Consider the following 24,248-nt stretch of genomic DNA (forward strand, 5'->3'; position numbering starts at 1 on the left):
GGTGGGCACGGCGACGGAGCGGGTCCGCGAGCACGGAAAACCGGCGGCGGGTGTGGGCGGCCGGTGGGACGATCACCTCGTGCGACGTTCCAGCGAGGTGCCCCTGATCGCCCGCCAGGAGGAGGTCACCGCCTTCCGCGGCGCGCTGGAGCGCGCCGCGGAGGGCGAGCCCGGCGTCCTCCTGCTCGGCGGCGACGCCGGGGTGGGCAAGACGCGCCTGGTCACGCACCTCGCGGACGCCGCGCGCGACGCCGGGGCGCGCGTCGTCGTCGCGCACTGCGTGGACCTGGGTGACGTCGGCATCCCGTACCTGCCGTTCACGGAGGCGCTGACCGAGCTGCGCGGCGTGCCCGCGGTGGCCCAGGTGGTCGCCGAGCGCCCGGCCCTCGCCCGCCTGCTCGACCCGGCGGGCGGCGCCGACGGCGGTGCGGACCACGCGGAGCGGCTCCAGCTCCTCGACGGCGTCGCGGGCAGCCTCGCCGCCGCCGGCCGGGCGGGCTCACCGCTCGTGCTGATCGTCGAGGACGTGCACTGGGCGGACGAGTCCACGCGCGACGTGCTGCGGTTCGTCGTCGCCCGGCTGCGGTCCGAGCACCTGCTGCTCGTCGCCACGTACCGCAGCGACGACCTGCACCGCCGCCACCCCCTGCGCCCCGTCCTCGCGGAGCTGTACCGCCAGCGCCCGGTGACGCACGTCGAGCTGTCGCCCTTCACCCCCGACGAGCTGCGCGAGTTCACCACCGCCACCCGCGGCGAGCCCCTCGGCGAGGCCGAGTTCGACGCCGTGCGCAGCCGGTCGGACGGCAACGCCTTCTTCGCCGAGGAGCTGCTCGACGCGGGCCAGTCCTCGACCGGCCTGCCGTGGTCCCTGGCCGACGTGCTGCACGCCCGCCTGCAGCGCCTCGACCCGGCCGTGCAGCAGCTCGTGCGCCTCGCCGCCGTCGCCGGGCGGCAGGTGGACGAGGCGCTGCTGCGCGCCACCGCGCCCCGCCTGCCCGGACTCGACGCGCCCGGCGCCACCGACGCCGCCCTGCGCGAGGCCGTGGCACAGCAGGTGCTGCGCGTCGAGGGCCAGCACGTCGCGTTCCGGCACGCCCTCGTCGCCGAGGCGCTCGTCCTCGACCTGCTGCCGGGCGAGCGCACCACCATGCACCGCGCCTACCTCGACGCCCTGACGGCGGACCCCGCCCTCGGGAAGGCGGCGAAGCGCGCCCACCACGCCCTGGAGGGCCACGACCTGCCCGCCGCGCTCGTCGCGTCCCGCGACGCCGCCCGCAGCGCGGCCACGATGCTCGCCCCGGCGGAGGAGGTGCGGCACCTGGAGCAGGTGCTCTCCCTGTGGGAGTCCGTGCCGGACGCCGCGGAGCTGCTCGGCACCGACCGGGTCACCGTCGCCCTCGACACCGCGGCCGCCGCGAGCTCCGCGGGCCAGGCGACGCGGGCGGAGCAGCTGGCCCGGCGTGCCGTCGAGGGGCTCGACGCCGACCCCGAGCGGCAGGCCCGCCTGCGGCACGTGCTGGTGCGGTACGTGCTGGACATGGAGGACCTCGTCGACGCCCTGACCCAGTCCACCCGCGCGCTCGACGTGCTGCTGCCCGGCGCGACCGACGCCGCCTCCGCCCTCGACGTCGAGGTGCCCGACGACGTCGCGACCCCCGAGCTCGCGTGGACGCTCGCCGTGCACTCCCGCGTGCTGCTCAACAACGACCGCGACGACGAGGCGGGCGCGTTCGCCCGGCAGGCGGTCGACGTCGCCCGCCGGGCCGACGCCCCCGACGCCGAGGCCGACGCCCTCACGACGCTCGCCATGCTGGAGGTCGGCACGCCGGACACCGCGGCCGACCTGCTCGAACGTGCCCGGGAGCGCGCCGTCGTGGCGGGCGACCTGCGCACCGAGATGCGCTGCTGGTACAACCTGGCCGCCACCCACTTCTACGCGGGCCACCTCGACCTGTCCGCCCAGGTGCTCGACGCCGGCATGGCGCGCGCCCGCTCGACCGGCGTCACGTGGGGCGCGTACGGCCTGGAGATGGTCGACCTCGCGCAGATCCGCGCCTACCTCACGGGTGACCTGTCCCGCTGGCCGGTGCCCGAGGGCGCCCCCGCGAGCGTGGTGCCGTACCTCGCCGCGGGCGGGCTGTACGCGCAGGTCGCCCGCGAGGGCGGCGACGCGATCGGCGCGGCGCAGGACATGCGCGTGCACTGGGGGAACGACGGGCAGATCGCCCTCATCGCCGGGGGCACCCACGCCGACGCGCTCACGTGGGCCGGCCGCTACGACGAGGCGGTCACGACGGCCGAGGAGGTCGCCACCCACCTGGGCGCCACCTGGTCCGAGTTCTTCCTCGGCCGCATCTGGCTGTCCGCGCTGGCGCTGGCGGCGCTCGCGGAGGACGCGGAGGGCGGCCCCCACGCCGCCGACGCCGCGCAGGAGCTGCTCGACCGCGGCGACGCCCTCCTCGCCGTCGCGCAGGAGACCGCCCGGCGCGGGCGCCCCCGCGGTGGCCGTCTCGGCCCCGAGGGCCGGGCGTGGCTGAGCCGCGCGGCGGCGGAGCACTCCCGGCTGCGGGCCGCGCTCACCGACGCCCCCGCCGACCCCGGGCTGTGGGAGGCGACGGTCAAGGAGTTCGACTTCGGGTACCGCTACGAGGTGGCGCGGTCCCGGTTCCGCTGGGCGCAGGCGCTGCGGGCGTCCGGCGACGTGCCGGCGGCCGAGGTCGAGGCCGCCGAGGCGCTCGGCGAGGCCGTCGACATGGGCGCCGCACCCCTCGCCGACGCGATCCACGCGTGGGGCCGCCGCGCCCGCGTGCCGCTGCCCGGCGGCCGCCGCACGTCCTCGGTCCTCACGGAGCGCGAGGAGGAGGTGCTGGTGCTGGTGGCGCAGGGGCTGAGCAACCGGCAGATCGGAGAACGGCTGTACATCTCCACGAAGACGGTCAGCGTGCACGTGTCGAACCTGCTCGCGAAGCTGGGCGTGTCCGGGCGGGCGGAGGCGGTCGCGGTCGCGCACCGGCGCGGGCTGATCGGCGTCTGACCGTTCGAGGTCCATACTGGGCCCGTGCCGGAAGCCCAGGCTGTCGGCTCCCTGTCCGGCCCGTCGCCCGGCCCCGTGCCCGGTCCCGCCTCCGACCGCGTGCCCGGCCCGTCGCCCGGCCCGGCCAACGGTGAGCCCGTCGCAGACGAGGTGTTCGACCGCATCGCGCGGCTCGTGCACCGACAGCTCGGCGTGCCCGCGGCCGCCGTCGTCATGCTCACCGACGACGGCGACGTCAAGACGCTCCCCGGCGCCGTCGGGTTCCCCGCGGACGCGCAGCGCAGCCGCCGACTCGAGCTCCCCCGGCCCCTGACGGCGACCGTCGCGCGCACCCGCACCCCCCTCGTCGTGGGCGACGCCGACGACGACCCGCGCGTGGCCGGCCGGCACACGATCGGCGACCTGGTGCTCGCCGCGTACGCGGGCTACCCGATCGAGGACGCCCGCGGACACGTGGTGGGCGCTCTCTGGGCGGTGTCGTCCGTGCCGCGGACCTGGACCGAGACGGATCTCGCCACCCTCGCCGACCTGTCCGCCGCGGCGTCGGGCGAGCTGCGGCTGCGCGCGGAGCGGGAGCGCGCACGGCTGGCCGAGCAGGTGGCGTTCCGCGCGCACCGCCGGTCGCGGTTCCTGCTCGGGCTGTCGGAGCGGTTCGCGCGCGTCACGACTCTGGACGAGGTCGAGGACGCCATCGCGCACGTCATCGGCACCGGCACGGGCGCCCGCTGGGTGTCGCTGGCGCTGGTCGACGCCGACCGGCGGCACCTGTCGTTCTTCACCGTGGGGCACCACCACCCCGGCGAGCCGGCCCTGCGCAGCACGCGTCTCGACGCGCCCCGGCCCGACACGCACGTCGTGCGCAGCCGCGCCGCCCTGCGGTTCCGCGACCACGCGGAGATGGTCGCGACGTACCCCGAGATGGGTCCCGTGGGCTCCGTGTCGGAGGGCGCGCGGTCGTTCCTGCCCGTGATGTCGAACGGCATGGTCGTGGGCGTCATCGCCTGCGTGTGGGACCAGGCCCGCGAGCACGACGCCGAGACGGCGGCCCTCGAGTCGACGATCAGCCGGTACGTGGCGCTCGCGCTGGAGCGGGTGGCGCTGCTGGAGGCGCGGCGGCGGGTCGCGACCACGCTGCAGGAGTCGATGCTCACCGCGCCGCCCACGGTGGCGCACCTCGACATCGCGACCACCTACTCCCCCGCCGCGCGCACCGACCAGGTGGGCGGCGACTGGTACGACGCGGTGGTGCGCGACGACGGCACCGCGATCGTCATGATCGGCGACGTCGCGGGCCACGACGTGCACGCCGCCGCCCAGATGGGCCAGCTGCGCTCCATGCTGCGGGCGCTCGCGTGGAGCCACGACGAGTCGCCGGCCGGGCTGCTGACCCGCCTCGACAAGGCGAACGCGCGGCTCGGCCCGCGGGCGATGGCGACCGCCGTCGTCGCGCGCCTGGACCGCGACCCGGCGCCGTGCCCGAAGGAGGCCCTCGAGGGTTCCCCGCCGGCCGAGCGGCCCGAGCGCGCCTACACGCTCACGTGGTCGGTGGCGGGGCACCCGCCGCCGATGGTGCTGCGCCGCGACGGCCGGGTCGAGCGCCTGTCCGAGACCCCCGACCTGCTGCTGGGCGTGGTGCCCACGACGCCCCGCGTGGACCGCACCTCCCGCCTCCTGCCGGGCGACACCCTCGTGCTCTACACGGACGGGCTGGTGGAGCGCCGCGGCGTCCCGAGCGACGAGCGGCTGTCCGACCTGGAGACGGTGCTGCGCTCCGCGCACGGCGAGGCGACGTCCGCCGTCCCCCGCGCTCTGGTGCGCGGCCTCGTGGGCGACGCGCAGCGCGACGACGTCGCGGTGCTGGCCCTGCGCGTGCGCGTCCCCGCCCCGTCCGGGCCGCCGTCGTCGGCCGGGCCCGCGAAGGCGGAGCGGCGCGTCGCCGACGACGACCTCAGCGACCTCGGCCCGGCGCGCCGGTGGGTGGACGACGTGCTCGAGTCTTGCGACGTGTCGGACGAGCAGCGGCGGACCGCGATGCTCCTGACCAGCGAGGTGCTGACCAACGCGCTGGAGCACGGCGACGGGCCGATCACGGCGACGGTCGAGGTGGACGGCCGCCGCCTGCGCGTGGGCGTCCGCGACGGCAGCATCGCCGAGCCGGAGCTGCAGTCCCCCCGGCCGCAGGACCTGTCGGGCCGGGGCGTGCTCTTCCTGGACCGCCTCGCGTCCCGGTGGGGCGTGCAGCTGCACGACGGCTCCGACGCCGTGGGGCGGCACTCGGGCGTCGTCGAGGGCAAGACGGTGTGGTTCGAGATCGACCGCGAGGCCCGGCCGCTCACCGGCACGGTGTCGCGCGTGCGTCCGCCGACACCCGCCACCGGCGCCGTCCCCCTGGTCGAGCGCGTGCTGCGCGACGACCGGCGCTGAGCGAGCCCCCGCCCGCCGTCCCTGGGCGGCTCGGTCGCCCCGGGCGACACCCCTCCCGGGTGTCGGCGGTCCGTCGTACGGTGTGAGACGTGACACACACCGCCCAGCGCCCCGACGCGCCGCCCCGACCCCGGGCGACGGCGACCGGTGCCCCCACCCCGTCCACGTCCGGCGGCGAGGGCGAGGACGTCGGCGCCCTGCTCGAGCCGTACCGGCGCGAGCTCACCGGCTACTGCTACCGCATGCTCGGCGGCGCGTTCGAGGCCGACGACGCGGTGCAGGAGACGCTGCTGCGCGCCTGGCGCTCGTACGACCGGTTCGAGGGCCGGTCGTCGCTGCGGTCGTGGCTGTACCGCATCGCGACCAACGTGTGCTTCGACCACCTCGGGTCGTCCAAGCGGCGGGAGCGCCCGATGGGGCTGGGCGGGCCGCAGCCCGCGGAGGAGCAGTACTTCGGCGACGTGCTCGCCGAGGACCGGTGGCTCGAGCCCGTGCCGGACGACGCCGTCCTGCCGCGCGAGGGCGACCCGGCCGACGTCGCGGTGGGCCGCGAGTCGATCCGCCTGGCGTTCGTGGCCGCGCTCCAGCACCTGCCGGCCAGGCAGCGCGCCGTCCTGGTGCTGCGCGAGGTGCTGCGCTGGTCGGCGGCGGAGGTCGCCGCGCTCCTCGACACCACGGTCGCGTCCGTGAACAGCGCCCTGCAGCGGGCCCGTGCCACCCTCGGCAGCAAGGGCCTGCGCCGGGCGGGCGGCCACGGCGAGGGTGCGGACCTCCCGGAGCCGCAGTGGGCCGAGATCGACCAGCAGCTGCTCGAGCGGTACCTGGACGCGTTCGAGCGCTACGACATGGACGCCCTGGTGGCGCTGCTGCACGAGGACGCCGTCCTCAACATGCCGCCGTACACGATGTGGGTGCACGGGCGCTCCGAGGTGATCCGCTGGATGACGGGCCCCGGCGCCGGCTGCCGGGGGTCCCGCTGCGTGCCCGTGCAGGCGAACGGCTCGATGGCGTACGGCCAGTACCGGCGCGACCCGACCGGCGGCTGGTCGCCGTGGGGGCTCGCCGTGCTGGAGGACGACGGCAGCGGCCGCATCACCGGCATCACGACGTTCCTCGACACCGCCACCTGGTTCCCCCGGTTCGGCCTGCCCGACCGGCTGCCCGCCCTCTGACCTGCGGCCCAGCGCGCCCTGCGGGCCGCGCTGGGCTACGTTGCCCGCATGACCACGGACGCCCCGCACCCCGAGGGCGTGCCCCCCACCGGGACGCCCGCGCCCCCGCCGGACGATCGCGTCGACCACGAGGTCGACGACGAGGTCGACGACTCCGTCCGTCCCGTCCAGCACGACAGCAAGAACCCGCCGCGGTGGCTGCCGCGGGCGCTGGCGATGGTCGTGGTGGCCGTGTTCGTCGCCACCTTCCTCTCGTACGCGTTCGGCCAGCTCGGCGGGCTGGCCGTCAACGTACTCATCTCCTTCTTCGTCGCGCTCGCGCTCGAGCCGATCGTCGTGTGGCTGGTGCGGCACGGGTGGCGCCGCGGCGCGGCCGCGGGCGTGTCGCTGGGCGGGGCGATCGTCGTCGTGCTCGGGGTGTTCGCGCTGTTCGGCAACCTGTTCGTGCAGCAGCTGATCCAGCTCGTCGCGTCGCTGCCCGACCTCTACACGAGCATCCAGCAGGGCATCGAGGCGCGCTGGGACGTCACGGTCCCCGACTCGGACGACCTCGTCGCGCAGGCTCTCGACCAGTGGGGGCAGGACGTCGCCACGGGTGCCCTCAGCATCGGGGCGTCGATCGTGGGGGTCCTGTTCGCGATCACCACGATCCTGCTGATCACGTACTACGTCATGGCGGCGGGCCCCAAGTTCCGCGCCGCGATCTGCGCGTGGCTGCGGCCCGACCGGCAGCAGGAGGTGCTGACCCTGTGGGAGATCACGCAGGTGAAGGTCTCCGACTTCATCAGCTCCCGCGTCGTGCTCGCCGCCCTGTCGAGCGTCTTCACGTTCGTCTTCCTGCTGATCGTGCAGACGCCGTACGCGCTGCCGCTGGCCGTCTTCACGGGCGTCGTGTCGCAGTTCGTGCCCACCATCGGCACGTACATCGGCGGCGCGCTGCCCGTGGCGGTCGCGCTCGCCGCGCAGGGGCTGCCGCAGGCGATCGCCGTGCTGGTCTTCATCGTCGCGTACCAGCAGGTGGAGAACCTCATCTTCTCCCCGAAGGTCAGCGCCCGGGCGCTGGAGATGAACCCGGCCGTGTCGTTCGTCGGCGTCCTCGGGTTCGGCGCCGTCTTCGGCGCCCTCGGCGCCTTCCTCGCCCTGCCGATCCTCGCGACCGTGCAGGCCCTCGGGAACACCTACCTGCAGCGGCACGAGCTCGTGGACTCGACGCTGCTGCACGACCCTGACGAACCGTCCGGCCGCGGCGAGGGCGTGTGGTCGTCGCGGCGTCGACGCAACCTCGAGGCCGGCGAGCGCGCCGCCCGCGAGGCCGAGGCCCGCCGGCGCGACGGCGCGGAGGAGTGAGCATGGACCTCGTCGGAGGGATCGCGCTGGTCGTCGCCGTGGGCGTGGCCGGCCAGGTCGCGGCCAAGCGCCTGCGGGTGCCGTCCATCCTGCTGCTGCTCGTGCTGGGCCTCCTCGTGGGACCCGTGCTCGGGTGGCTCGACCCGGACGAGGTCTTCGGCGACTCCCTCTTCCCCCTGGTCTCGATGGCCGTGGGACTGCTGCTCTTCGAGGAGTCGCTCAAGCTCGACTTCGCCCGTCTGCGGGGCGGCGCGCGCCGCCCCGTCCTCGGGCTCGTCACCACCGGCGCGCTGCTCACCGGCCTGGGCGCGACGGTGATCGCCCACCTGTTCCTCGACCTGTCGTGGGGACGGTCCGCGGTGATCGGTGCCATCCTCATCGTCTCCGGGCCCACCGTCGTCGGGCCGCTGCTCGCGATCATCCGCCCCAAGCAGCCCGCGGAGTCGGTGCTCGCGTTCGAGGGCATCTTCATCGACCCCATCGGGGCGACCGTCGCGCTCGCCGTGGCGAACGTCGTCCTGCACGCCGAGACCACCAGCCTGCTGCTGACGTCCGCGTGGGGGCTCGTCGTCGGCGGCGTCGCGGCAGCGCTGCTCGTGCTGCTCATCCGCTTCGGCAGGGTCCCGAAGGAGACCGAGGTGGTGCTCGCGGTCGCGTTCGCGCTCGGGGCCTACGCGCTCGCCGAGGCCGGGCAGGACGAGGCGGGGCTGTTCGCCACCACCGCCCTCGGCGCCGCGCTGGCGAACCAGCGGGTGGCGCGCACCGAGCCGCTGCACGAGTTCGGCACCCACGTCGGGCTGCTGCTCATCGGCTCGTTGTTCGTGGTGCTGTCGGCACGGATCGACCTGGACGCCCTGGCGCGGTACGCGCTGCCGACCATCGGGATCGTCGCGCTGCTGGTGCTGGTGCTGCGACCGCTCGTGGCATCGGTGTCCACGCTGGGCACCAGCCTCCCCTGGTCGCAGCGCGCGATGATCGGCTGGATGGCGCCGCGCGGCATCGTCGCCGCGTCCACCGCCTCCGTGTTCGCGCTGCGGTTCGAGGACGCCGACGAGCCGTTCCCCCAGCTCGTGCCCGTGATCTTCGGCGTCGTGCTGCTCACCGCGATCGTCTACGGGTTCACCGGCACGCCCGTGGCGAAGCTCCTCGGCGTGCGCTCCGACGACCTGGAGCGGCTGGACGACGACGGGCTGCCGGTCCTGGACCGGTCGGGCTGACCGCCCGCACGCTGCCTACGATGGCGGCATGACCGGTCCGGTGCTGGTGGGGGTGCCCCACGACCACCATCCGAGCGTGCCCCGGCGCGCCGCCGACCTGGCCGCCGCGCTCGGCACGGAGCTGGTGTGCGTGGCCGTGGACGAGGCGTCGGTGCGCCAGCCGTCCGGCGCCGTCGTGCCGGTGGACCCCGACGCCGGCTCCCCCGCCGACGACGGCGAGCTGAGCGCCGCCGTCGCCGCCGCGCTGGCCGACAGCCCCGTGCGCTGGCGGCTCGAGCGCACCGCCGGCGACCCCGCTGCCGAGCTGGCCCGGCTCGCGGCCGCCCACGACGCCGTCCTGATCGTCGTGGGCGCCCGGCGGCCCGGCGTGCGCGGCTGGGCCACGCACCTGGTCGGCGGCACCGTCGCGGGGCACCTCGTCCACGACCAGCCGCGGCCGGTGGTCGTGCTGCCCGACCAGCACGCGGGCGACGCGTCGTGACGGCGGGCAGCCCGCCCGCCCGCACCCGGCCCGCGCACCGGCGGCCCGGGCTGGTCGCGCTGGTCGCGGCCGGAGGCGCCGTCGGCACCGCGGCCCGGTTCGGCCTGTCGCGGGCGTGGCCCGCCGTCGACGGGTGGCCGGTCGCGACCTTCGCCGCCAACGTGCTCGGCGCCTTCGTGCTGGGCTGGCTGCTGGAGTCCCTCGCCGCCCGCGGGCCGGAGACGCCCGCCGTGCAGCGGGTCCGCCTGGCCGTGGGCACCGGCGTGCTGGGCGGGTTCACGACCTTCTCGTCGCTCGCGCTCGAGACGGAGCGTCTGCTCGCCGCCGGCGACGTCGCCCAGGGGTTCGCGTACGCGGGCGGCACGCTCGTGCTCGGGTACCTCGCCTGCCTCGGCGGCGTGCTGCTCGGCTCGGGCCGGCGCTCGGGTCGGAGCTCGCGATGAGCGCCGCCGTGACCCTGCTGCTCGTCGCCGTGGCGGGCGGGCTGGGCGCCGCCGCCCGGTTCGTCGTCGACGGCGCGGTGCGAGCCCGGACCCCCGGTGCCGCGTTCCCGTGGGCCACGGTGGTGGTGAACGTGTCCGGCTCGCTGCTCATCGGACTGGTCACCGGCGTGCTGCTCGGCGCCGGCGACCCGGAGCACCTCGAACCCTGGCGCCTCGGCGTCGCGACCGGGTTCTGCGGCGGCTACACCACCTTCTCGACGGCGATGGTCGAGACCGTCCGCCTCGCCCGCTCCGGCCGGCGTCGGCTGGCCGTGGCCAACGCGCTCGGCACCATGGCGCTCACGCTCGCCGCCGTCGTCGTCGGCATCGGCCTCGGCCTCCTGCTCTGAGGCGTCGCGGTCGGGGGCCTGTGGCACGCTGACCCGGTGAGCCTCATGCTGCTGGACTCCGCGAGCCTGTACTTCCGTGCCTTCTACGGCCTGCCCGACTCGCTGCGCTCCCCCGACGGCAAGCCCGTCAACGCGGTGCGCGGCCTGCTCGACATGATCGCGTTCCTCGTCACGGAGCACGGGCCGGACCGGCTCGTGGCGTGCTGGGACGAGGACTGGCGGCCGGCGTTCCGCGTCGACGCGATCGGGTCCTACAAGGAGCACCGGGTCGCCGCGGTCACGCCCGCCGGCGAGCCGGACGTCGAGGAGGTGCCCGACGCGCTCACCCCGCAGGTCCCCGTGATCGTCGACGTGCTGGCCGCGCTCGGCATCGCCCGCGTGGGCGCGCCGGGCTTCGAGGCCGACGACGTCATCGGCACCCTGGTCACCCGCGAGGTGGCCCGCAGCGCCGCGACCGCGCTTCCCGTGGCGGGCGCCGTCGGGATGGTGATGCCCGCCAGCGTCGACATCGTCACCGGCGACCGCGACCTGTTCCAGCTCGTCGACGACGCGGCCGGCGTGCGCGTGCTGTACCCGGCGCGGGGCGTGCGCGACCCCGACGTCGTCGACCAGGCGAGGCTCGCCGAGAAGTACGGCGTGCCGAGCGGGCAGGCGTACGCCGACATGGCGACGCTGCGCGGCGACCCGTCCGACGGCCTGCCCGGCGTGCCGGGCATCGGGGAGAAGACGGCCGCCAAGCTGCTCGCCGCGTTCGGCGACCTGGCCGGCCTCCGCGCGGCCGCCGAGCACGGCGCGAAGGGGATCAGCCCCACCCAGCGGCAGAAGCTGCTCGACGCCGCCGCCTACCTCGACGTCGCCCCCACGGTGGTGCAGGTCGCGCACGACGCCCCCGTCGGCGAGGTCGACGACGCCCTGCCGCGTGCGCCGAAGGACCCCGAGGCGCTCGACGCCCTCGCCGAGCGCTGGGGCATCCGGTCCAGCGTGGACCGCGTGCTCACGGCCCTCGCCGCCCGCGCCTGATCAGGGCTGGAAGACGCAGAACTCGTTGCCCTCGGGGTCGGCCATGACGGTCCAGCCGATCTCGTCGTCCTGCGCGCGCAGCACGCGCGCGCCGCGGGCGACGAGGTCGTCGAGGGTGGCCCCGTCGTCCAGTGTGACGTCCCAGTGCCAGCGGTTCTTGACCGTCTTGGGCTCGGGCACGGGGACGAAGTCGAACGACTCGAACGGGACGCCGGCGCCCTCGTCGAGGTAGGCGTAGTCCATGTCGTCGTCCTGCGTGAGCGTGCCGCCCAGCAGCTCGTGCCAGAACGCCGCGACCCTCCGGTAGTCCGCGCAGTCGACGACGACGTCCTTGAGCCGGTAGTCCGGCACCTCGTCGGCCGTGAAGACGCAGAGCTCGCCGCCCTCGGGGTCGGCCAACGTCGTGTAGTGGTACTGACCGGGCTCGGTCAGGCGGGGCCGGTCGGGGAACTCGTCGAGCGACAGGGCGCGCACGTCGGGGTGCACGCGGTGCTTCACCGTCTGCGCCTCCGGCACGGTGTTCACCCAGATCGTCCGCTCCGCCACCGGCTCGGCGCCCGGGTCGCGCAGCACGACGTCACCGACGTCCAGCGGCTCCACCCGCAGGCCCAGCGTGCGGGCCCAGAACTCTCCCAGCGCGGCCGCGTCGACGGCGTCGACGCACAGGTCCTTGAACGTCACGAGGCTCATGGCCGGGAGCGTAGCCCGGGGCCATGAGCCTCGTGTCGCCGATCGGTCGCCGAGATCAGCCGGTGTTCTGCAGGCCGGCGGAGACGCCGTTCACGGTGAGCAGCAGCAGGTGCTGCCAGCGGTCCTTGTGGCCGCCGTCCACCCACTCGCCGTCGTCCACCGTGAGGCCCTCGCTGACGCCCTGGCTGCGCAGCGCGCGCAGGGCGCGGACCTGGAGCAGCGACAGCGCGTCGACGTACGGCGAGCGCAGCTGCACCGCGCGGCCCAGGACGCGGCGGTTGGCGAGCGGCCACTCGTTGCCGGTGACGCGCAGCACCCACTCGCGGGTGAGCCGCAGCTCGCCGAGCACGAGCTCCGCGAGGTCGTCGCGGTCGCCGAGGCCCAGGTACTGCGCGGCGATGTCCTCCTGCGTCTTGGCGAGGCCCATCTCCACGGTGTCGAGCAGCGTGGTGAACAGGGGCCACTCGCGGTACGCGGCCTGGAGCTCCTCCAGCCCGCCCGGCTGTTCGCCGGCCGAGCGCAGCGCGGTGCCGAGGCCGAACCAGCCCGCGAGGTTGATGCGCGCCTGCGACCAGGAGAACACCCACGGGATGGCGCGCAGGTCGTCGAGCGAGTTGACCGACAGGCCGCGCTTGGCGGGACGGGAGCCGATCGGCAGCAGGCCGACCTCCTCCAGCGGCGTGACCTGCGAGAACCACTGCGGGAAGCCCTCGGACTTCACGAGACCGTGGAACGCGGCGCGCGACGTCTCGTCGAGGGTGGCCGCCAGAGGCGCGAACCGCTCCCGGGCGTCGGCGTTGCGCTTCTCCACCGTCGGCGCCGAGGCGAGCAGCGTCGCCGCGGCGACCTGCTCGATGTGGCGCGCGGCGATGGTCGGGTCGCCGTAGCGGGCGAGGATGACCTCGCCCTGCTCGGTGAGCTTGAACCGGCCGTCCACCGAGTGCGGCGGCTGTGCGAGCACCGCGCGGTTGGCGGGGCCGCCGCCGCGGCCGAGCGAGCCGCCGCGGCCGTGGAACTGGGTGAGCGTGATGTCGTGGCGCTGCGCCCACTCGGCGATCCGCGACTGCGCCTTGTGCAGGGCGAGGGTCGCCGCGACCGGGCCGACGTCCTTCGACGAGTCGGAGTAGCCGAGCATGACCTCGACGCGGCGGCCGTTCTCCGCGAGGCGACGCTGCACCTCGGGGAACTCCAGCATCGCCTCGAGGATGTCGACCGAGTTCTCCAGGTCGTCGAAGGTCTCGAACAGCGGGACGGCGTCGACGACGGGGGCGTCGTCGGAGCCCTCGAACGCGAGCGCGGCGAGCCGGTAGACGGCGGCCAGGTGCTCGGGCGCCTGGGTGAAGGACACGATGTAGCGGCGCGCGGCGCGGATGCCGAACCGCTTCTGCACGGCGCCGAGGGCGCGGTAGGTGTCGAGCACCTCGACCGTGCGCTCGGAGAGGTCGCCGTGGATGCCCTTCTCGTCGATCTCGGCGAGGGCGGCGGCGTGCACCTGCGAGTGCTGGCGCACCTCCAGCTCGGCGAGGTGGAACCCGAAGGTCTGCACCTGCCACACGAGCTTCTGCAGGTCGCCGTACGCGGCGCGCGGGGCGCCGGCCTCGACGAGCGAGCGCTGCACGACCTCCAGGTCGGCGACGAGCTCCTCCGGCTCCCGGTACCCGAGGTCGGCGTCGCGGCGGCGGGTCGCGGCGACCCGACCGGCGATCGCGAGGACGGCGGCCCGGTGCGGCTCGTTGGGCGAGTCGGCGGCCGCGCGGGTGACGAGCTCGTCGGAGAGCTGCCGCATCCGCTGCCACAGCGACCTGAGCTCGGCCGACGCCGGCGTGCCCTCCTCGTCGAGCGTGAGCTTGCGCCCCGTCTCGACCGCCGCCTTCTCGAGCGCGCCGAGCGCGTGCTCGGCGGCGAGGGTCGCGGCCTGGCGGGTGACCTCGGCGGTGACGTTCGGGTTGCCGTCGCGGTCGCCGCCGATCCAGGAACCGAGGTGGACGAACGGGCGGGCGACGGGCGGGACGCTGCCGGCCTCGCCGTCGAGCAGCCAGTCGTCGAGGCGGCGGTACACCTCGGGGAAGGTGGAGAACATCGTGGCGTCGAAGACGCCCATCGCGGTCTTCACCTCGTCCAGCACGGACGGCTTGTGGGCGCGGATCGGCGACGTGCGCCACATGGTGTCGATCTCGGCGAGCAGGCGGCGCTCGTTCTCGGCGAGCGTGGTGCCGCCGGGGCGCATCGTGTCGCGGTCCGCGACCAGCGCGGAGATGCGGCGGACGGCGCCCGAGACGGCGCGGCGGCGCGCCTCGGTGGGGTGCGCGGTCAGCACGGGGCGGAACTCGATCTCGCCCAGGCGGCGCAGCGCCTCGTCGCGGCCGACCTCCTCCGCGAGCTGGGTGAACGCCTGCGGCAGGGAGTCCTCGATGACGACGCCCGATGCGGCGTCCGACTCCCGCGCCCGCAGCACGCGCACCCGGTGGTACTCCTCCGCGAGGTTCGCCAGGTGGAAGTAGCAGGTGAAGGCACGCGCCACCTGCTCGGCGCGCTCCGGCGTGAAGCCGGCCACGACCTCGGCCGCCTCCGCCAGCGTCGCGCCGCCGTCGTCCGCCCCGTAGGCGCGGATGGTCAGGCCGCGGAGACGCTCGACGTCGTCGAGCAGGCTCTGCCCGCCCGCCTCCTTCAGCACGGAACCGAGCAGCCCGCCCAGGAGGCGGATGTCGTCCCGCAGCGGGTCGGGCATCTCGTGGCGCGCCACCACGCGTTCGATCGAGCCGGTGGATCCCAGGTTCTCGCTCACGGGACTAGAGGGTAAGCCGTCTCGCCGACCGGGCGCCCGGCCGTCCGGCAGGTGACCCCCTGGAGTGTGGCTCAGCCCACCCACGACGGGTCGCCGAGGAGGTCCTGCAGCTCGTTCACCAGGCGCGCCGTGTGGAAGCCGTCGGCGGCCGCATGGTGGACCTGCACCGCGACGGGCAGCAGCAGCCGGCCGTCCCGCTCGACGTACCGGCCCAGGGTGACGATCGGCGCGAGGTGGTTCCAGGCGTCCCGGATGTTCAGGGTGAAGCCGGTGAACGACGCCCACGGCAGGCTGGACACGTCGAACGCGTTCGGCGGCGGCGCGCCCTGCGGGAAGAGCTCCGTCGAGTCCCCGTGCTCGGCCAGCACCGCGGCCGCCGTGTCGTGGAACGCGCCGAAGTCGGCGTCGTAGGGCGCCCAGACGCACGAGAACGTCTCCCGTTCCACGTGGAACACCGTGAACGCCGGGTGCACCATCGGCCAGACCGCGGGCGCGCCGTCGTCCGTGAGGACCAGGCGGAACTCGTCGTGCCGGTTCACGACCGTCGCCAGCGCCCACACCTGAGCGAGGTACGTCCGGCGCGACGACGCGCGCAGCGCCGCCGCGAACGCCGTCACGTCCAGCTCCACCGTCATCGCGTACGTGCACGGCGACGCCCGGTAGTGCTCGAAGTGCTGTCGGCGCGGCCAGGTGTCCAGGTCGATCGGCGCGGGGGTCTCCATGCGCCCAGCGTCTCAGCGGGGCCGCCCTGCGGCGCAGGTCTTTTCGCGGGCGCCCGGCCTACAGCTCGACGACGACCTTGCCCTTGGCACGCCCGCGCTCCAGGTAGGCGAACGCGCGGGCGATGTCGGCGAACGGGAAGGTCCGGTCGACGACGGGGCGCACGTGGCCGCCGTCGACCAGGTCGGCCAGGGTGGCGAGGTCCGCACCGCTCGGGTGCATGAAGAGATAGCGGTAGCGCACGCCCGCGTGCCGGGCCCGGCGGCGGATCGCGGTGCTGGCCGCCCACAGGAGGGCCGCCTTGAGGGGTCCGGCGTCCAGGTCGACGCGCGCCGTCGTGGCGTCCGGGAGGCCGGCGACCGAGACGACCGTGCGGCCCGGCCGGAGGATGGTGAAGGCGTCGGTGAGGTCCTGGCCGCCGGTGAGGTCGAGCACGCCGTCGTAGTCGTGCAGGACGTCGGCGAACCGCTCGGCGCGGTAGTCCACCACCCGTGCGGCGCCGAGCGAGCGCACGAGGGCCGCGCCGCGGGCGGACGCCGTCGTCGTCACCTCGGCGCCGAGCCATACCGCGAGCTGGATCGCGAGGGTGCCGACGCCGCCCGCCCCGCCGGTGACGAGCACCCGGTCGCCGGGCGCCACCTTCAGCTCGTCACGCAGGGCCTGCAACGCGGTCAGCCCCGCGAGGGGCAGCGACGCGGCCTCGACGAACCCGAGCGACGCGGGCATCGCCGCCACCAGGCTCTCGTGCACGGCGGCGTACTCGGCGAACGCGCCCAGCCGCCGCTTGTCGACCCGCGCGAAGACCCGGTCCCCCACCGCGAACCGGGTGACCCTGGCGCCCACGGCCGCCACCTCACCGGCCAGCTCGCTGCCCGCCACCAGAGGCAGGCGGAGCCGGGTGATGACCCGCAGGCCGCCGTCGCGCGTCTTGAAGTCGATCGGGTTCAGGCCCGCGGCGCGCACCCGGACCAGCACCTCGCCGGGCCCTGCGACCGGGCGCGGCACCTCGCGCAGCTCCATCACGCCCGGGTGGCCGTAGCGCCTCAGCACGTACCCCTGCATCCTTCGTCCCCCTCCGTCGGTGGCCCGGCCCTCGCCACCGGGCGACCGCCCCCGGCGTCCGGCGCGCGCCGCGGGCCGCGCCCCCATAGCGTGACACCGCGACCAGGCAGCGCCACCTGCGGCGGGGCCCGGCCGTCGTGACGCACCCCACGTCCCGCAGCTCCCCGCGGGACGTCGCCCGCACCCCCGAGGAGGTACGGCCATGGCCGTCCAGGTCAGCATCGACAACTTCGCCCGCGCGGAGACGGACACGATGATCGCGAGGATGCTGCCGATGGTGGGCGGCCTCGGCATCTTCCACCACGACCGCGCCCTCGCTCCGCTCGACGAGCAGCCGGTGATCCGGCAGAACCGGGACACGCTGTACTCGGTGGCGGTCGTCGACCTGGGCGCGGGAGACGCGACGCTGACGGTGCCCGAGGTCGGCGACCGGTACCTGTCGGTGATGGTGATCAACCAGGACCACTACATCAACCGGGTTTTTCACAAGGCTGGCTCGTCCGTCCTCTCCCGTGACGAGTTCGGCACGGACTACGTGGTCGTGGCGGCGCGGACGCTCTTCGACCCGACGAGCCCCGCCGACGTCGAGGAGGTGCACCGCCTCCAGGACGGGCTCGCCCTCGCCACCGCCGAGCAGCGCGAGTTCGTGCGCCCCGACTACGACCCGGCCAGCCATCAGGAGGTGCGCGGGGCCCTGCTCACCCTCGGCCGCACGATGGGCGGCCTCGAGCACTGCTTCGGCCGGGCGGAGGACGTCGACCCGGTGCGGCACCTCGTCGGCACGGCGCTCGGGTGGGGCGGCCTGCCCGACGCCGAGGCGTCGTACCTGAACGTCGAGCCGCGGCTCCCGGTGGGCCGGTACACGATCACGTTCGACGACGTCCCCGCCGACGCGTTCTGGTCCCTCAGCGTCTACAACGCCGACGGCTACTTCGAGCCCGGCCCGAGCGGCCTGACCAACGTGAACTCCGTCTTCGCGACGCCGGACCCGGACGGCCGTGTCACGATCCACCTCGGCGACTGGCCCGACGACACGCCCCACCGCATCCCGCTGCCCGAGGGGTGGAACTTCACCGTCCGCCTGTACCGACCGCGGCTCGACGAGCTCGCCACCTGGACGGTCCCGCCCGTCGTGCCCGCCTGACTCCCGCCGAGGCCCGCGGTCCGGGGTCGGCCGCTCAGCCGACCCGGACGCGGCCGTAGCCGACGGCGACAGCGGCGCCGGCGAGCGCGAAGCCCGCCCACGCCCACCCACCGTGGGCGAGCGGCCCGGCGAGCAGCGCACCCACGACGGACGACCCGACGACGCCGCCCACGGCGAGCGCCAGGCCGTTGACGCCGAACCGGGTGGCGACGGACGCGGAGGGCGCGCCCGCGGCGACGACCGCGCTCATCGCGGGCTGGAACACCATCTGCCCGAGCGTGAACACGACCATCCCCGCGACGAGCGACGCGACGCCCGGGCCGCCGCCGAGCACGGCGATGCCCGTCCCCATCGTCGCGACCCCGAGCGCGAGCACCAGGGGCAGCCGCAGCCGCGCCTGCAGCCATCGCGTGACGGGCACGGTGAGGACCAGGACGAGGACGGCCGCCGCCGCGTAGACCGCGCCGACCCCGACGCTGCTGCCGAGCACGGCGTCCAGCCGCAGCGGCACGACGAGCTGGAGCTGCGTGAAGACCGCCCACGCGGCGGCGTTGAGCAGGCACAGCGCGACGAGCGCACGCCGCGCCTCGCGGCGCATCCCGCCGGTGGCCGGTGCGGGGGCGGCGTCGGCGGGCACCCCGGGCTCGCCGGTACCGGCAGGGGCGGCGTCGGGCTCGGCGGCCCGCCCGAGCCCGAACCAGGTGAGCGGCGCGGCGGCGAGGAACAGGCCCGCCGCGACCCAGCACACGACGTCGAACCCGGTGGCCACGAGCAGCCCGCCGAGCAGCGGCCCGACGACGAACCCCGCGTTGCTCAACGCCTCGCGCCGGGCGAAGACGTCGGGCCGGGCGCCGCCGAGCCGCGCGTACGCGGCGTACGACGCGGGATGGAAGAGGGCCCCTCCGAGGCCGACGGCGACCCCCGCGGCGCCCACCGCGAGCGGCGTCGTCGCGAGGGCCAGCGCGCCGAAGCCGGCGGCCCGCACGAGCACGCCCGCCACGATGGTGCGGCGCACGCCCCACCGGTCCGCGAGGATCCCGGCCGGGAGCTGGAGCCCCTGCTGCGCACCGGCGCGGATCCCGGCGAGCAGCCCGACGAGGGCCAGGCCGAAACCCAGCCCGTCGGCCAGGTGCACGGCGAGCAGCGGCACGAGCACGTAGAAGCCCGTCGCCATGACGAACGTGTTGCCGTACAGGGCGAGCATCGCGCCCCGGGGAGGTGTCACCGCGGGCCGAGCACCCCCGCGAGCGCCGCAAGCTTGCGCGGCATGTCGTACGCCGCCCCGCCCTCGTGCCCGTTGTACGGGAAGACCTCGATCTGCGCGGGCCCGCCGTACCGGTGGTAGGCCGCGAACACGGTGGACGGCGGGCAGATCTTGTCCATGAGCGCGACGGAGAACCAGCCGGGGCAGCGGGCGCGCGCGGCGAAGTTGGTGGCGTCGAAGTACGAGAGCGTGCGCATCACGTCCTCGACCTCGAACCGGTGCCCCTTGAGGTAGCGGGCGATCTCGGAGTACGGGCCCTCGTCGGTGATCTGCGACGCCCGCCGGTAGTGGCTGAGGAAGGGGACGTCGGCGATCACCCCGGCGAGGTCGTCGCGCAGGCCGGCGACGGCGAGCGCGAGCCCGCCGCCCTGGCTGCCGCCGAGCACCGCGACCCGGGTGGGATCGACCTCGGGCAGCGCCTTGACGGCGTCGACGGCGCGCACGGCGTCGGTGATGAGGCGCCGGTAGAAGTGCTTGGCCGGGTCCTCGATGCCGCGGGTGAGGAAGCCGGGCGACGACGACCCGTGCCCCTCGGGCGCGACGTCCGCGGTGTCGGCGGTCGTCTTGCCGCCGCCCCCCTGGCCCCGGTTGTCCATGACCAGGTGCGCGTACCCGACCGCGGACCACGTGAGCCACTCCCACGGGACGCCGCGCCCGCCGTTGTACCCGATGTACTGCACGACGGCGGGCAGCGGCCCGGAGCGCTCGCGCGGGAGCAGCAGCCACGCCTTGACCGGCTGGCCCGCCCAGCCGGAGAACGTCACGTCGCGCACCTCGACGGTGGCGAGCCCGGCGTCGAACGGCACCTGCTCCGGCGCGGTGGCGGCGGCCGCCGCGGTATCGAGCGTCTGCTTCCAGAACGCGTCGAAGTCCGCGGGCTCCTCGGGCTCCGGGCGGTAGGCACGCAGGTCGTCGAGGGGCTTGTCGAAGAAGGCCATGCGGGTGCTCCTGGGTCGTGGCTGGTGCGGGTCGTGGCTGGTGCGGGTCGGCGCGGCGGTTCCGGCGTCAGGGCGCGGCGGGGCCGACGTCGGACCGCTCGAGGGGCGTCCGGCTCACGGGCGCGTCGGACACCTCGTCGGCGCCGACGTCGGGCCGCCGGTCGCGCGGCTGCCCGTCCATGTCGTCGACGAGGAACGGGTACGAGCCGACCGCGGCGTTCGTGGCCGGGCCGGGGCGCAGCCGCCACAGCCCGTCGGCGCGGACGAGCCGAGGGTCGGCGACGCGGACCTCGCGCGGCCCGACGTCGAGCCCGACGGTCGCGGCACCGGTCGGGTACGCGAGGTTCCCGGAGTACGTGATCCCCGCGGGCTGCTTGTGCTCCACGAAGAGCGGGCCGGCCGAGCCGACGACGAGGTTGTCGGCCACGACGGAGTCGACCGGCGGGTAGAGGTAGTTCGCGCCGACCTCGATGGTCGCGGCGTTGTCCACGAAGGTGTTGTGGACGACGGTCGCGCGGTGCACCCGCCAGTGCGCCGACGTCGCGCCGGAGCCGTCCACGTCGCCGCCGTCGATCTGGAGGGCGGCCGTGTACCCGGACCCGCGGAGGCCCTCGAAGTAGTTGTCGAACACGAGCTGGTCGTCGCCGTACAGCCGCACACCGCCGGTGCCGGGCTTGCCCTCGCCGAGGAAGACGTTGCCCTGGATGACGTTGCGGTCGCCGCGCCGGGCGACGAACGCGCCGGCCGACCGGCGCACCGTGTTGAACCGCACGGTGTTGTCGTCGCTCTTGATCGAGACGATCTCCGGGTCGGAGTCGGTGTTCTCGAACAGGTTGTGCTCGACGACGGCGAACGAGCTGGAGTCCGACAGCGCGGAGACGCCGAGCCGGATCGCCTCGCCGCCGTTGACCGGCTGCGCGGGGCTGTCCCCGAACCAGTTGTGGTCGATGCGGTCGTGCTGGGAGATCTGCGTGGCCCCGCCGTACACGGTGACGTAGTTGCCCATCAGCGTCTTGTCGTGGAAGGAGTTGTGGTCGATGCGGTGGTAGCCGCTGCCCTCCCCCGAGATCTGCAGCCAGTGCCGCGACGACGTCGGGTCGGCCGGCGGCTCGAACGTCAGCGCGACGTCGTTGCGCGTGAACCGCACGTGGGTGGACGCCGTGATCTTCAGCGTGGTGGCGTTCCGGAAGGTCAGCCCGCGCACCACGACGTGGCTGGACCGCGCGACCTCCAGCTGGCCGCTCGTGACGACCGCGCCGCCGAGGGCGGCGGCCTCCACGACGACCGGCGCGTCGGCGGTGCCCGCCTTGTCGGCCAGCTTGACCATCGTGTACTCGCCGTCGGCCAGCACGATGCGGTCGCCGGGCAGGGCCGCCTTGAACGCGGCCGCCAGCTCGGCGCTGGTGCCCACGCGGACGGTGCGCAGCGGCGCGGGGTCGGCGTCGTCCGCGGCTGCGGGCGAGGAGCCCGCGCCGACGGCGGGGGCCGGGGTCTCGGCGAGCGCGGGCGCCGCGCAGCCGAGGGAGAGCCCGAGCGCGAGGGCGAGAGGCAGCGCGAGGTGCTTCTTCATGGTTCCTCCAGGAGTCTCGGGACGGTCAGACGAACGAGGCGGTGACGGTGGCGCCGGCCAGGCCGGCGGTGGCGGCGGCGATCCGCCATCCCGCGCCGCGCCGGGTGACGGTCACGCCCGGGTCGGCGGACACGAACCGCAGCCCGCCGCGGTTGAGGTCGACGACCACCTGCTCGCGGGTCTGCGTGGGGTCGCTCAGCGCGACCGTGGTGGGCCGGGTCCACTCCGTGGCGTCGGACTCGTGCACGACGACGGACGCCGGGCCGTCGGCGTGCAGCGACCCGCCCTCCCCCGGCACTCCCGCGCCGACCGGCACCGACGCGGGCGCCCAGAAGTTGGCCGCGATCGTGCCGCCGAGGGCGACCGCGTGCACGTCGGCGTCCTGCCCGATGATCCGCAGCCCTGGGGCGGTGCCGCAGGCCTCCGCGAACGCGCGGGTGCCGTCGGCGTCGGCCGCGGGGAGCATGGCGTAGGCGTACGAGGCGTCCGCGGGCGCGGCGCCGTGGTCGAGCCACGCCGTGACGTACGGGCGGGTCACCGGGGTGTCCGTGCCGTACTTGATGTTGATCTCGCGCCAGGTGTGCGTGCGGCCCTCGCGCAGGGCGTGCAGCCGGGCGCCGCCGGGGAACACGTAGCCCGCCGTGCCGGACAGGTGGCACCAGCGCACGTCGTCGAGCGCCACCGACCACCCGTTCCCGATCGGCTGGGCCGCGCCGTCGATCACCAGCGCGGCCCCGTCGCGGACCTTGCGGTTCTCGACGACCGTCTCGACGCCGCCCGCCGCGGGCGCCGTGATGCCGGAGCCGACGCAGACCACGACGTCGTCGATGAGGAACCAGCTCTTGAGGGCCCGCAGGTCGGAGCCGCGGGCGCGCAGGTCCTGCCCGTACGCGCCGACCGTGGCGCCCGGCACGGCGGCCCCGCCCACCCAGGTGGCCTCGCTCGTCTCCCGGAAGTTCGCGCTGTTCGCGAGGCGCGCGGTGTCGACGGTGGTGCCGGGCAGGCGGTACGGGTCGACGGTGGGCCAGTAGTCCTCGCTGTAGTGGCCGAGGTCGTCGGTGTACAGCAGCACCATGCCGTCGGACAGGTGCCAGCCGTGCAGGTTCTCGTTCTGGATGGACTCGTAGTTGTACACGCGGGCCGAGTACGCGCTGACGCTCAGCGCGAAGCCCGGCCGGTGGTGCACCGCCTTGTCCATCGCGGGGTACTGCCGGTGCGCCACCAGCGCGCCCCGCGGTGTGGGGGCCGCGGCGAGCAACGCGTTCGCGGCGACGACGGACGCGGGCGTCGTGGCGGCGAGGAAGTCGCGGTAGGTGTCCTCGGCGATCCACTGCGCCACCAGCGACGTGAGGGTCGCGGCCTGCGCCGCGGGCGCGGAGGGGATGAGCCGCAGCGTGCCCTCGACGACGGTCTGCGTGGCCGCGTGCCCCTGCTTGCTGGGCCGCGCGATCTCGCGCCCGCACACCGACGCGACCATGTCGCCGCGCACCATCAGCGGGTCGAAGGCGTCGGTGACCCACGCGTAGACGTTGTCCAGCGCCGGGTCGGTGACCTGCCAGGGCGAGTCGCCCAGCAGGTGCAGCAGCGACGACAGCGTGCCCAGCAGCTCCTTCCCGTAGCCGCCGTTGTACGGATGCTTCCAGTGCTGGAGGAACGAGCCGTCGCGGAAGAAGCCCTCCCCCGTGCCCTCGCCCTCGGCGGTGCCGCCGTCAACGAACGCCAGCACGCTGTTGGCGCCGCCGCCCTCGACGTCGCTGAGCGCGTCGCGCACGCGGCCCAGCGCGGCCTGGTCGCCGTCGAGGCTCGCCCGGACGGCGACGACGGTCGCGATCCACACCCGGTTGGCGCCGGTCGCGATCTGCCGGTCCGCGCGCCACAGGTTCGGGTCGGGCGTGTAGTGGTCGATGGCGGCGGTGCTGCGGGCGAGGGCGTCGCCCAGGTGCCCGCGCAGCACGACGAGCGCGTCCGCGAGGGCCGACGCCGAGCCGATCTCCCAGTCCCAGTCGTTGTCGAAGCGCGGGATGCCGGGCCCGTAGACGTGGTCGTGCATCCAGGTGATGCCGTCGGCGACGGCGTCCGCCACGGCGGCGTCGCCCGCGACCGACGTCCCCGGCGTCGCCCACGCGACCGCGATCGATCGCAGCCGCTTGAACGTCGTGGTGACGGTGTTGGACCTCGTCCAGTCCGCCAGGTCGGGCCACAGGGACGCGCGGCCGGCGGAGCGGTCGAGCGTCGCGAGGACGGTCGTGGCCGCCCGGTCGACGCGGCGTACGGCGGCCTTGACGTGCGCGTCCGCCAGGTCGAGGCCCGGGCCGCCGGTCTGCAGCGCCGCCCAGCGCTCGACGAGCTCCGTGGCGGTCGAGGCGGGCACGGCGCGGGCGGGCAGGGGCAGCGCGGGGGCCAGCGCGGCGGCCCCGGCGAGGGCGCCGAAGCCGCGCAGCACCGACCGGCGGCTGGGTGCGGGCGCCCGGTGGGCAGGCGTGGTCACGGTGTCGTTCTCCATCACGGTCCCTCTCGTCGTCGAGCAGGTGGGTGGAACGGCGGTGCG

At 75.3% G+C, this 24,248-nt stretch carries 18 protein-coding genes; 10 read left to right on the top strand and 8 right to left on the bottom strand.

What is annotated here, in order from left to right; all coding sequences use genetic code 11:
• Nucleotides 1-79 precede the first annotated feature (79 nt).
• From ACFQ8Y_RS00440 to ACFQ8Y_RS00480, 9 genes are all read left to right on the top strand, one after another.
• On the top strand, nt 80-3,034 hold the full coding sequence (locus ACFQ8Y_RS00440; RefSeq protein ID WP_430584241.1) for an AAA family ATPase: 2,955 nt from the start codon (nt 80-82) through the stop codon (nt 3,032-3,034).
• 24 nt (nt 3,035-3,058) lie between these two features.
• Nucleotides 3,059-5,458 (top strand): SpoIIE family protein phosphatase, encoded by a 2,400-nt coding sequence (locus ACFQ8Y_RS00445; protein WP_430549055.1) that lies wholly within the window; start codon nt 3,059-3,061, stop codon nt 5,456-5,458.
• A gap of 89 nt (nt 5,459-5,547) precedes the next feature.
• Entirely contained in the window at nt 5,548-6,630 is a 1,083-nt protein-coding gene (locus ACFQ8Y_RS00450; RefSeq protein ID WP_430563523.1) for a sigma-70 family RNA polymerase sigma factor, read from the top strand.
• Between the two features lie 48 nt (nt 6,631-6,678).
• Nucleotides 6,679-7,977: an AI-2E family transporter gene (locus ACFQ8Y_RS00455; RefSeq protein ID WP_430584242.1), complete on the top strand. Its 1,299-nt coding sequence runs from the start codon at nt 6,679-6,681 to the stop codon at nt 7,975-7,977.
• Nucleotides 7,978-7,979: 2 nt separating this feature from the next.
• Nucleotides 7,980-9,194: a cation:proton antiporter gene (locus tag ACFQ8Y_RS00460; protein WP_430549058.1), complete on the top strand. Its 1,215-nt coding sequence runs from the start codon at nt 7,980-7,982 to the stop codon at nt 9,192-9,194.
• Nucleotides 9,195-9,222: 28 nt separating this feature from the next.
• Nucleotides 9,223-9,675 (top strand): universal stress protein, encoded by a 453-nt coding sequence (locus tag ACFQ8Y_RS00465; RefSeq protein ID WP_430549059.1) that lies wholly within the window; start codon nt 9,223-9,225, stop codon nt 9,673-9,675.
• Nucleotides 9,672-10,118 (top strand): fluoride efflux transporter FluC, encoded by a 447-nt coding sequence (locus ACFQ8Y_RS00470; protein ID WP_430584243.1) that lies wholly within the window; start codon nt 9,672-9,674, stop codon nt 10,116-10,118. Before ACFQ8Y_RS00465 ends, ACFQ8Y_RS00470 begins: the two co-directional genes overlap by 4 nt.
• Nucleotides 10,115-10,507, top strand: coding sequence for a fluoride efflux transporter FluC (locus ACFQ8Y_RS00475; RefSeq protein ID WP_430549061.1), 393 nt, complete (start codon nt 10,115-10,117; stop codon nt 10,505-10,507). The genes ACFQ8Y_RS00470 and ACFQ8Y_RS00475 overlap by 4 nt, the downstream gene beginning before the upstream one ends.
• A gap of 45 nt (nt 10,508-10,552) precedes the next feature.
• Nucleotides 10,553-11,527, top strand: coding sequence for a 5'-3' exonuclease H3TH domain-containing protein (locus tag ACFQ8Y_RS00480; protein WP_430584535.1), 975 nt, complete (start codon nt 10,553-10,555; stop codon nt 11,525-11,527).
• On the opposite strand, the gene ACFQ8Y_RS00485 is transcribed toward ACFQ8Y_RS00480, so the two are convergent.
• The 4 genes from ACFQ8Y_RS00485 to ACFQ8Y_RS00500 all read right to left on the bottom strand — a co-directional run bounded on the left by ACFQ8Y_RS00485 (nt 11,528) and on the right by ACFQ8Y_RS00500 (nt 16,772).
• Entirely contained in the window at nt 11,528-12,217 is a 690-nt protein-coding gene (locus tag ACFQ8Y_RS00485; protein WP_430584244.1) for a VOC family protein, read from the bottom strand. It abuts the gene before it with no gap.
• Nucleotides 12,218-12,272: 55 nt separating this feature from the next.
• On the bottom strand, nt 12,273-14,945 hold the full coding sequence (locus ACFQ8Y_RS00490; RefSeq protein WP_430584536.1) for a phosphoenolpyruvate carboxylase: 2,673 nt from the start codon (nt 14,943-14,945) through the stop codon (nt 12,273-12,275).
• A 128-nt stretch (nt 14,946-15,073) separates the two neighbouring features.
• On the bottom strand, nt 15,074-15,724 hold the full coding sequence (catA, locus tag ACFQ8Y_RS00495; RefSeq protein WP_430584245.1) for a type A chloramphenicol O-acetyltransferase: 651 nt from the start codon (nt 15,722-15,724) through the stop codon (nt 15,074-15,076).
• Nucleotides 15,725-15,782: 58 nt separating this feature from the next.
• The gene (locus ACFQ8Y_RS00500) at nt 15,783-16,772 is read right to left on the bottom strand and encodes an NADP-dependent oxidoreductase (protein ID WP_430584246.1); all 990 of its coding nucleotides are present in this window, start codon (nt 16,770-16,772) and stop codon (nt 15,783-15,785) included.
• A gap of 214 nt (nt 16,773-16,986) precedes the next feature.
• Here ACFQ8Y_RS00500 and ACFQ8Y_RS00505 point away from each other — a divergent pair, with 214 nt between their 5' ends.
• Nucleotides 16,987-17,928 carry a DUF1254 domain-containing protein gene (locus ACFQ8Y_RS00505; protein ID WP_430584247.1) on the top strand — a complete coding sequence of 314 codons (942 nt, stop codon included), beginning with the start codon at nt 16,987-16,989 and terminating at the stop codon, nt 17,926-17,928.
• Between the two features lie 34 nt (nt 17,929-17,962).
• On the opposite strand, the gene ACFQ8Y_RS00510 is transcribed toward ACFQ8Y_RS00505, so the two are convergent.
• From ACFQ8Y_RS00510 to ACFQ8Y_RS00525, 4 genes are all read right to left on the bottom strand, one after another.
• Nucleotides 17,963-19,153, bottom strand: a complete 1,191-nt coding sequence (locus tag ACFQ8Y_RS00510; RefSeq protein ID WP_430584248.1) for an MFS transporter — start codon at nt 19,151-19,153, stop codon at nt 17,963-17,965.
• The gene (locus ACFQ8Y_RS00515; protein ID WP_430584249.1) at nt 19,150-20,130 is read right to left on the bottom strand and encodes an acetylxylan esterase; all 981 of its coding nucleotides are present in this window, start codon (nt 20,128-20,130) and stop codon (nt 19,150-19,152) included. The genes ACFQ8Y_RS00510 and ACFQ8Y_RS00515 overlap by 4 nt, the downstream gene beginning before the upstream one ends.
• Nucleotides 20,131-20,197: 67 nt before the next feature.
• Complete coding sequence (locus ACFQ8Y_RS00520; protein ID WP_430584250.1) at nt 20,198-21,700, bottom strand: polysaccharide lyase 6 family protein; 1,503 nt, start codon at nt 21,698-21,700, stop codon at nt 20,198-20,200.
• 25 nt (nt 21,701-21,725) lie between these two features.
• Nucleotides 21,726-24,188 carry a polysaccharide lyase 8 family protein gene (locus ACFQ8Y_RS00525; protein ID WP_430584251.1) on the bottom strand — a complete coding sequence of 821 codons (2,463 nt, stop codon included), beginning with the start codon at nt 24,186-24,188 and terminating at the stop codon, nt 21,726-21,728.
• Nucleotides 24,189-24,248: the final 60 nt, after the last annotated feature.

Source organism: Isoptericola sp. NPDC056605 (assembly GCF_042792795.1).
Classification (GTDB): Bacteria; Actinomycetota; Actinomycetes; order Actinomycetales; family Cellulomonadaceae; genus Isoptericola.

Excerpts from the sequence above, each read along its gene's own strand:
- ACFQ8Y_RS00480 (WP_430584535.1), top strand. The coding sequence starts at position 10,553 with ATGCTGCTGGACTCCGCGAGCCTGTACTTCCGTGCCTTCTACGGCCTG.
- ACFQ8Y_RS00475 (WP_430549061.1), top strand. The coding sequence starts at position 10,115 with ATGAGCGCCGCCGTGACCCTGCTGCTCGTCGCCGTGGCGGGCGGGCTG.
- ACFQ8Y_RS00490 (WP_430584536.1), bottom strand. The coding sequence starts at position 14,945 with ATGCCCGACCCGCTGCGGGACGACATCCGCCTCCTGGGCGGGCTGCTC.
- ACFQ8Y_RS00485 (WP_430584244.1), bottom strand. The coding sequence starts at position 12,217 with ATGAGCCTCGTGACGTTCAAGGACCTGTGCGTCGACGCCGTCGACGCG.
- ACFQ8Y_RS00460 (WP_430549058.1), top strand. The coding sequence starts at position 7,980 with ATGGACCTCGTCGGAGGGATCGCGCTGGTCGTCGCCGTGGGCGTGGCC.
- ACFQ8Y_RS00520 (WP_430584250.1), bottom strand. The coding sequence starts at position 21,700 with ATGAAGAAGCACCTCGCGCTGCCTCTCGCCCTCGCGCTCGGGCTCTCC.
- ACFQ8Y_RS00455 (WP_430584242.1), top strand. The coding sequence starts at position 6,679 with ATGACCACGGACGCCCCGCACCCCGAGGGCGTGCCCCCCACCGGGACG.
- ACFQ8Y_RS00505 (WP_430584247.1), top strand. The coding sequence starts at position 16,987 with ATGGCCGTCCAGGTCAGCATCGACAACTTCGCCCGCGCGGAGACGGAC.
- catA (WP_430584245.1), bottom strand. The coding sequence starts at position 15,724 with ATGGAGACCCCCGCGCCGATCGACCTGGACACCTGGCCGCGCCGACAG.
- ACFQ8Y_RS00465 (WP_430549059.1), top strand. The coding sequence starts at position 9,223 with ATGACCGGTCCGGTGCTGGTGGGGGTGCCCCACGACCACCATCCGAGC.
- ACFQ8Y_RS00515 (WP_430584249.1), bottom strand. The coding sequence starts at position 20,130 with ATGGCCTTCTTCGACAAGCCCCTCGACGACCTGCGTGCCTACCGCCCG.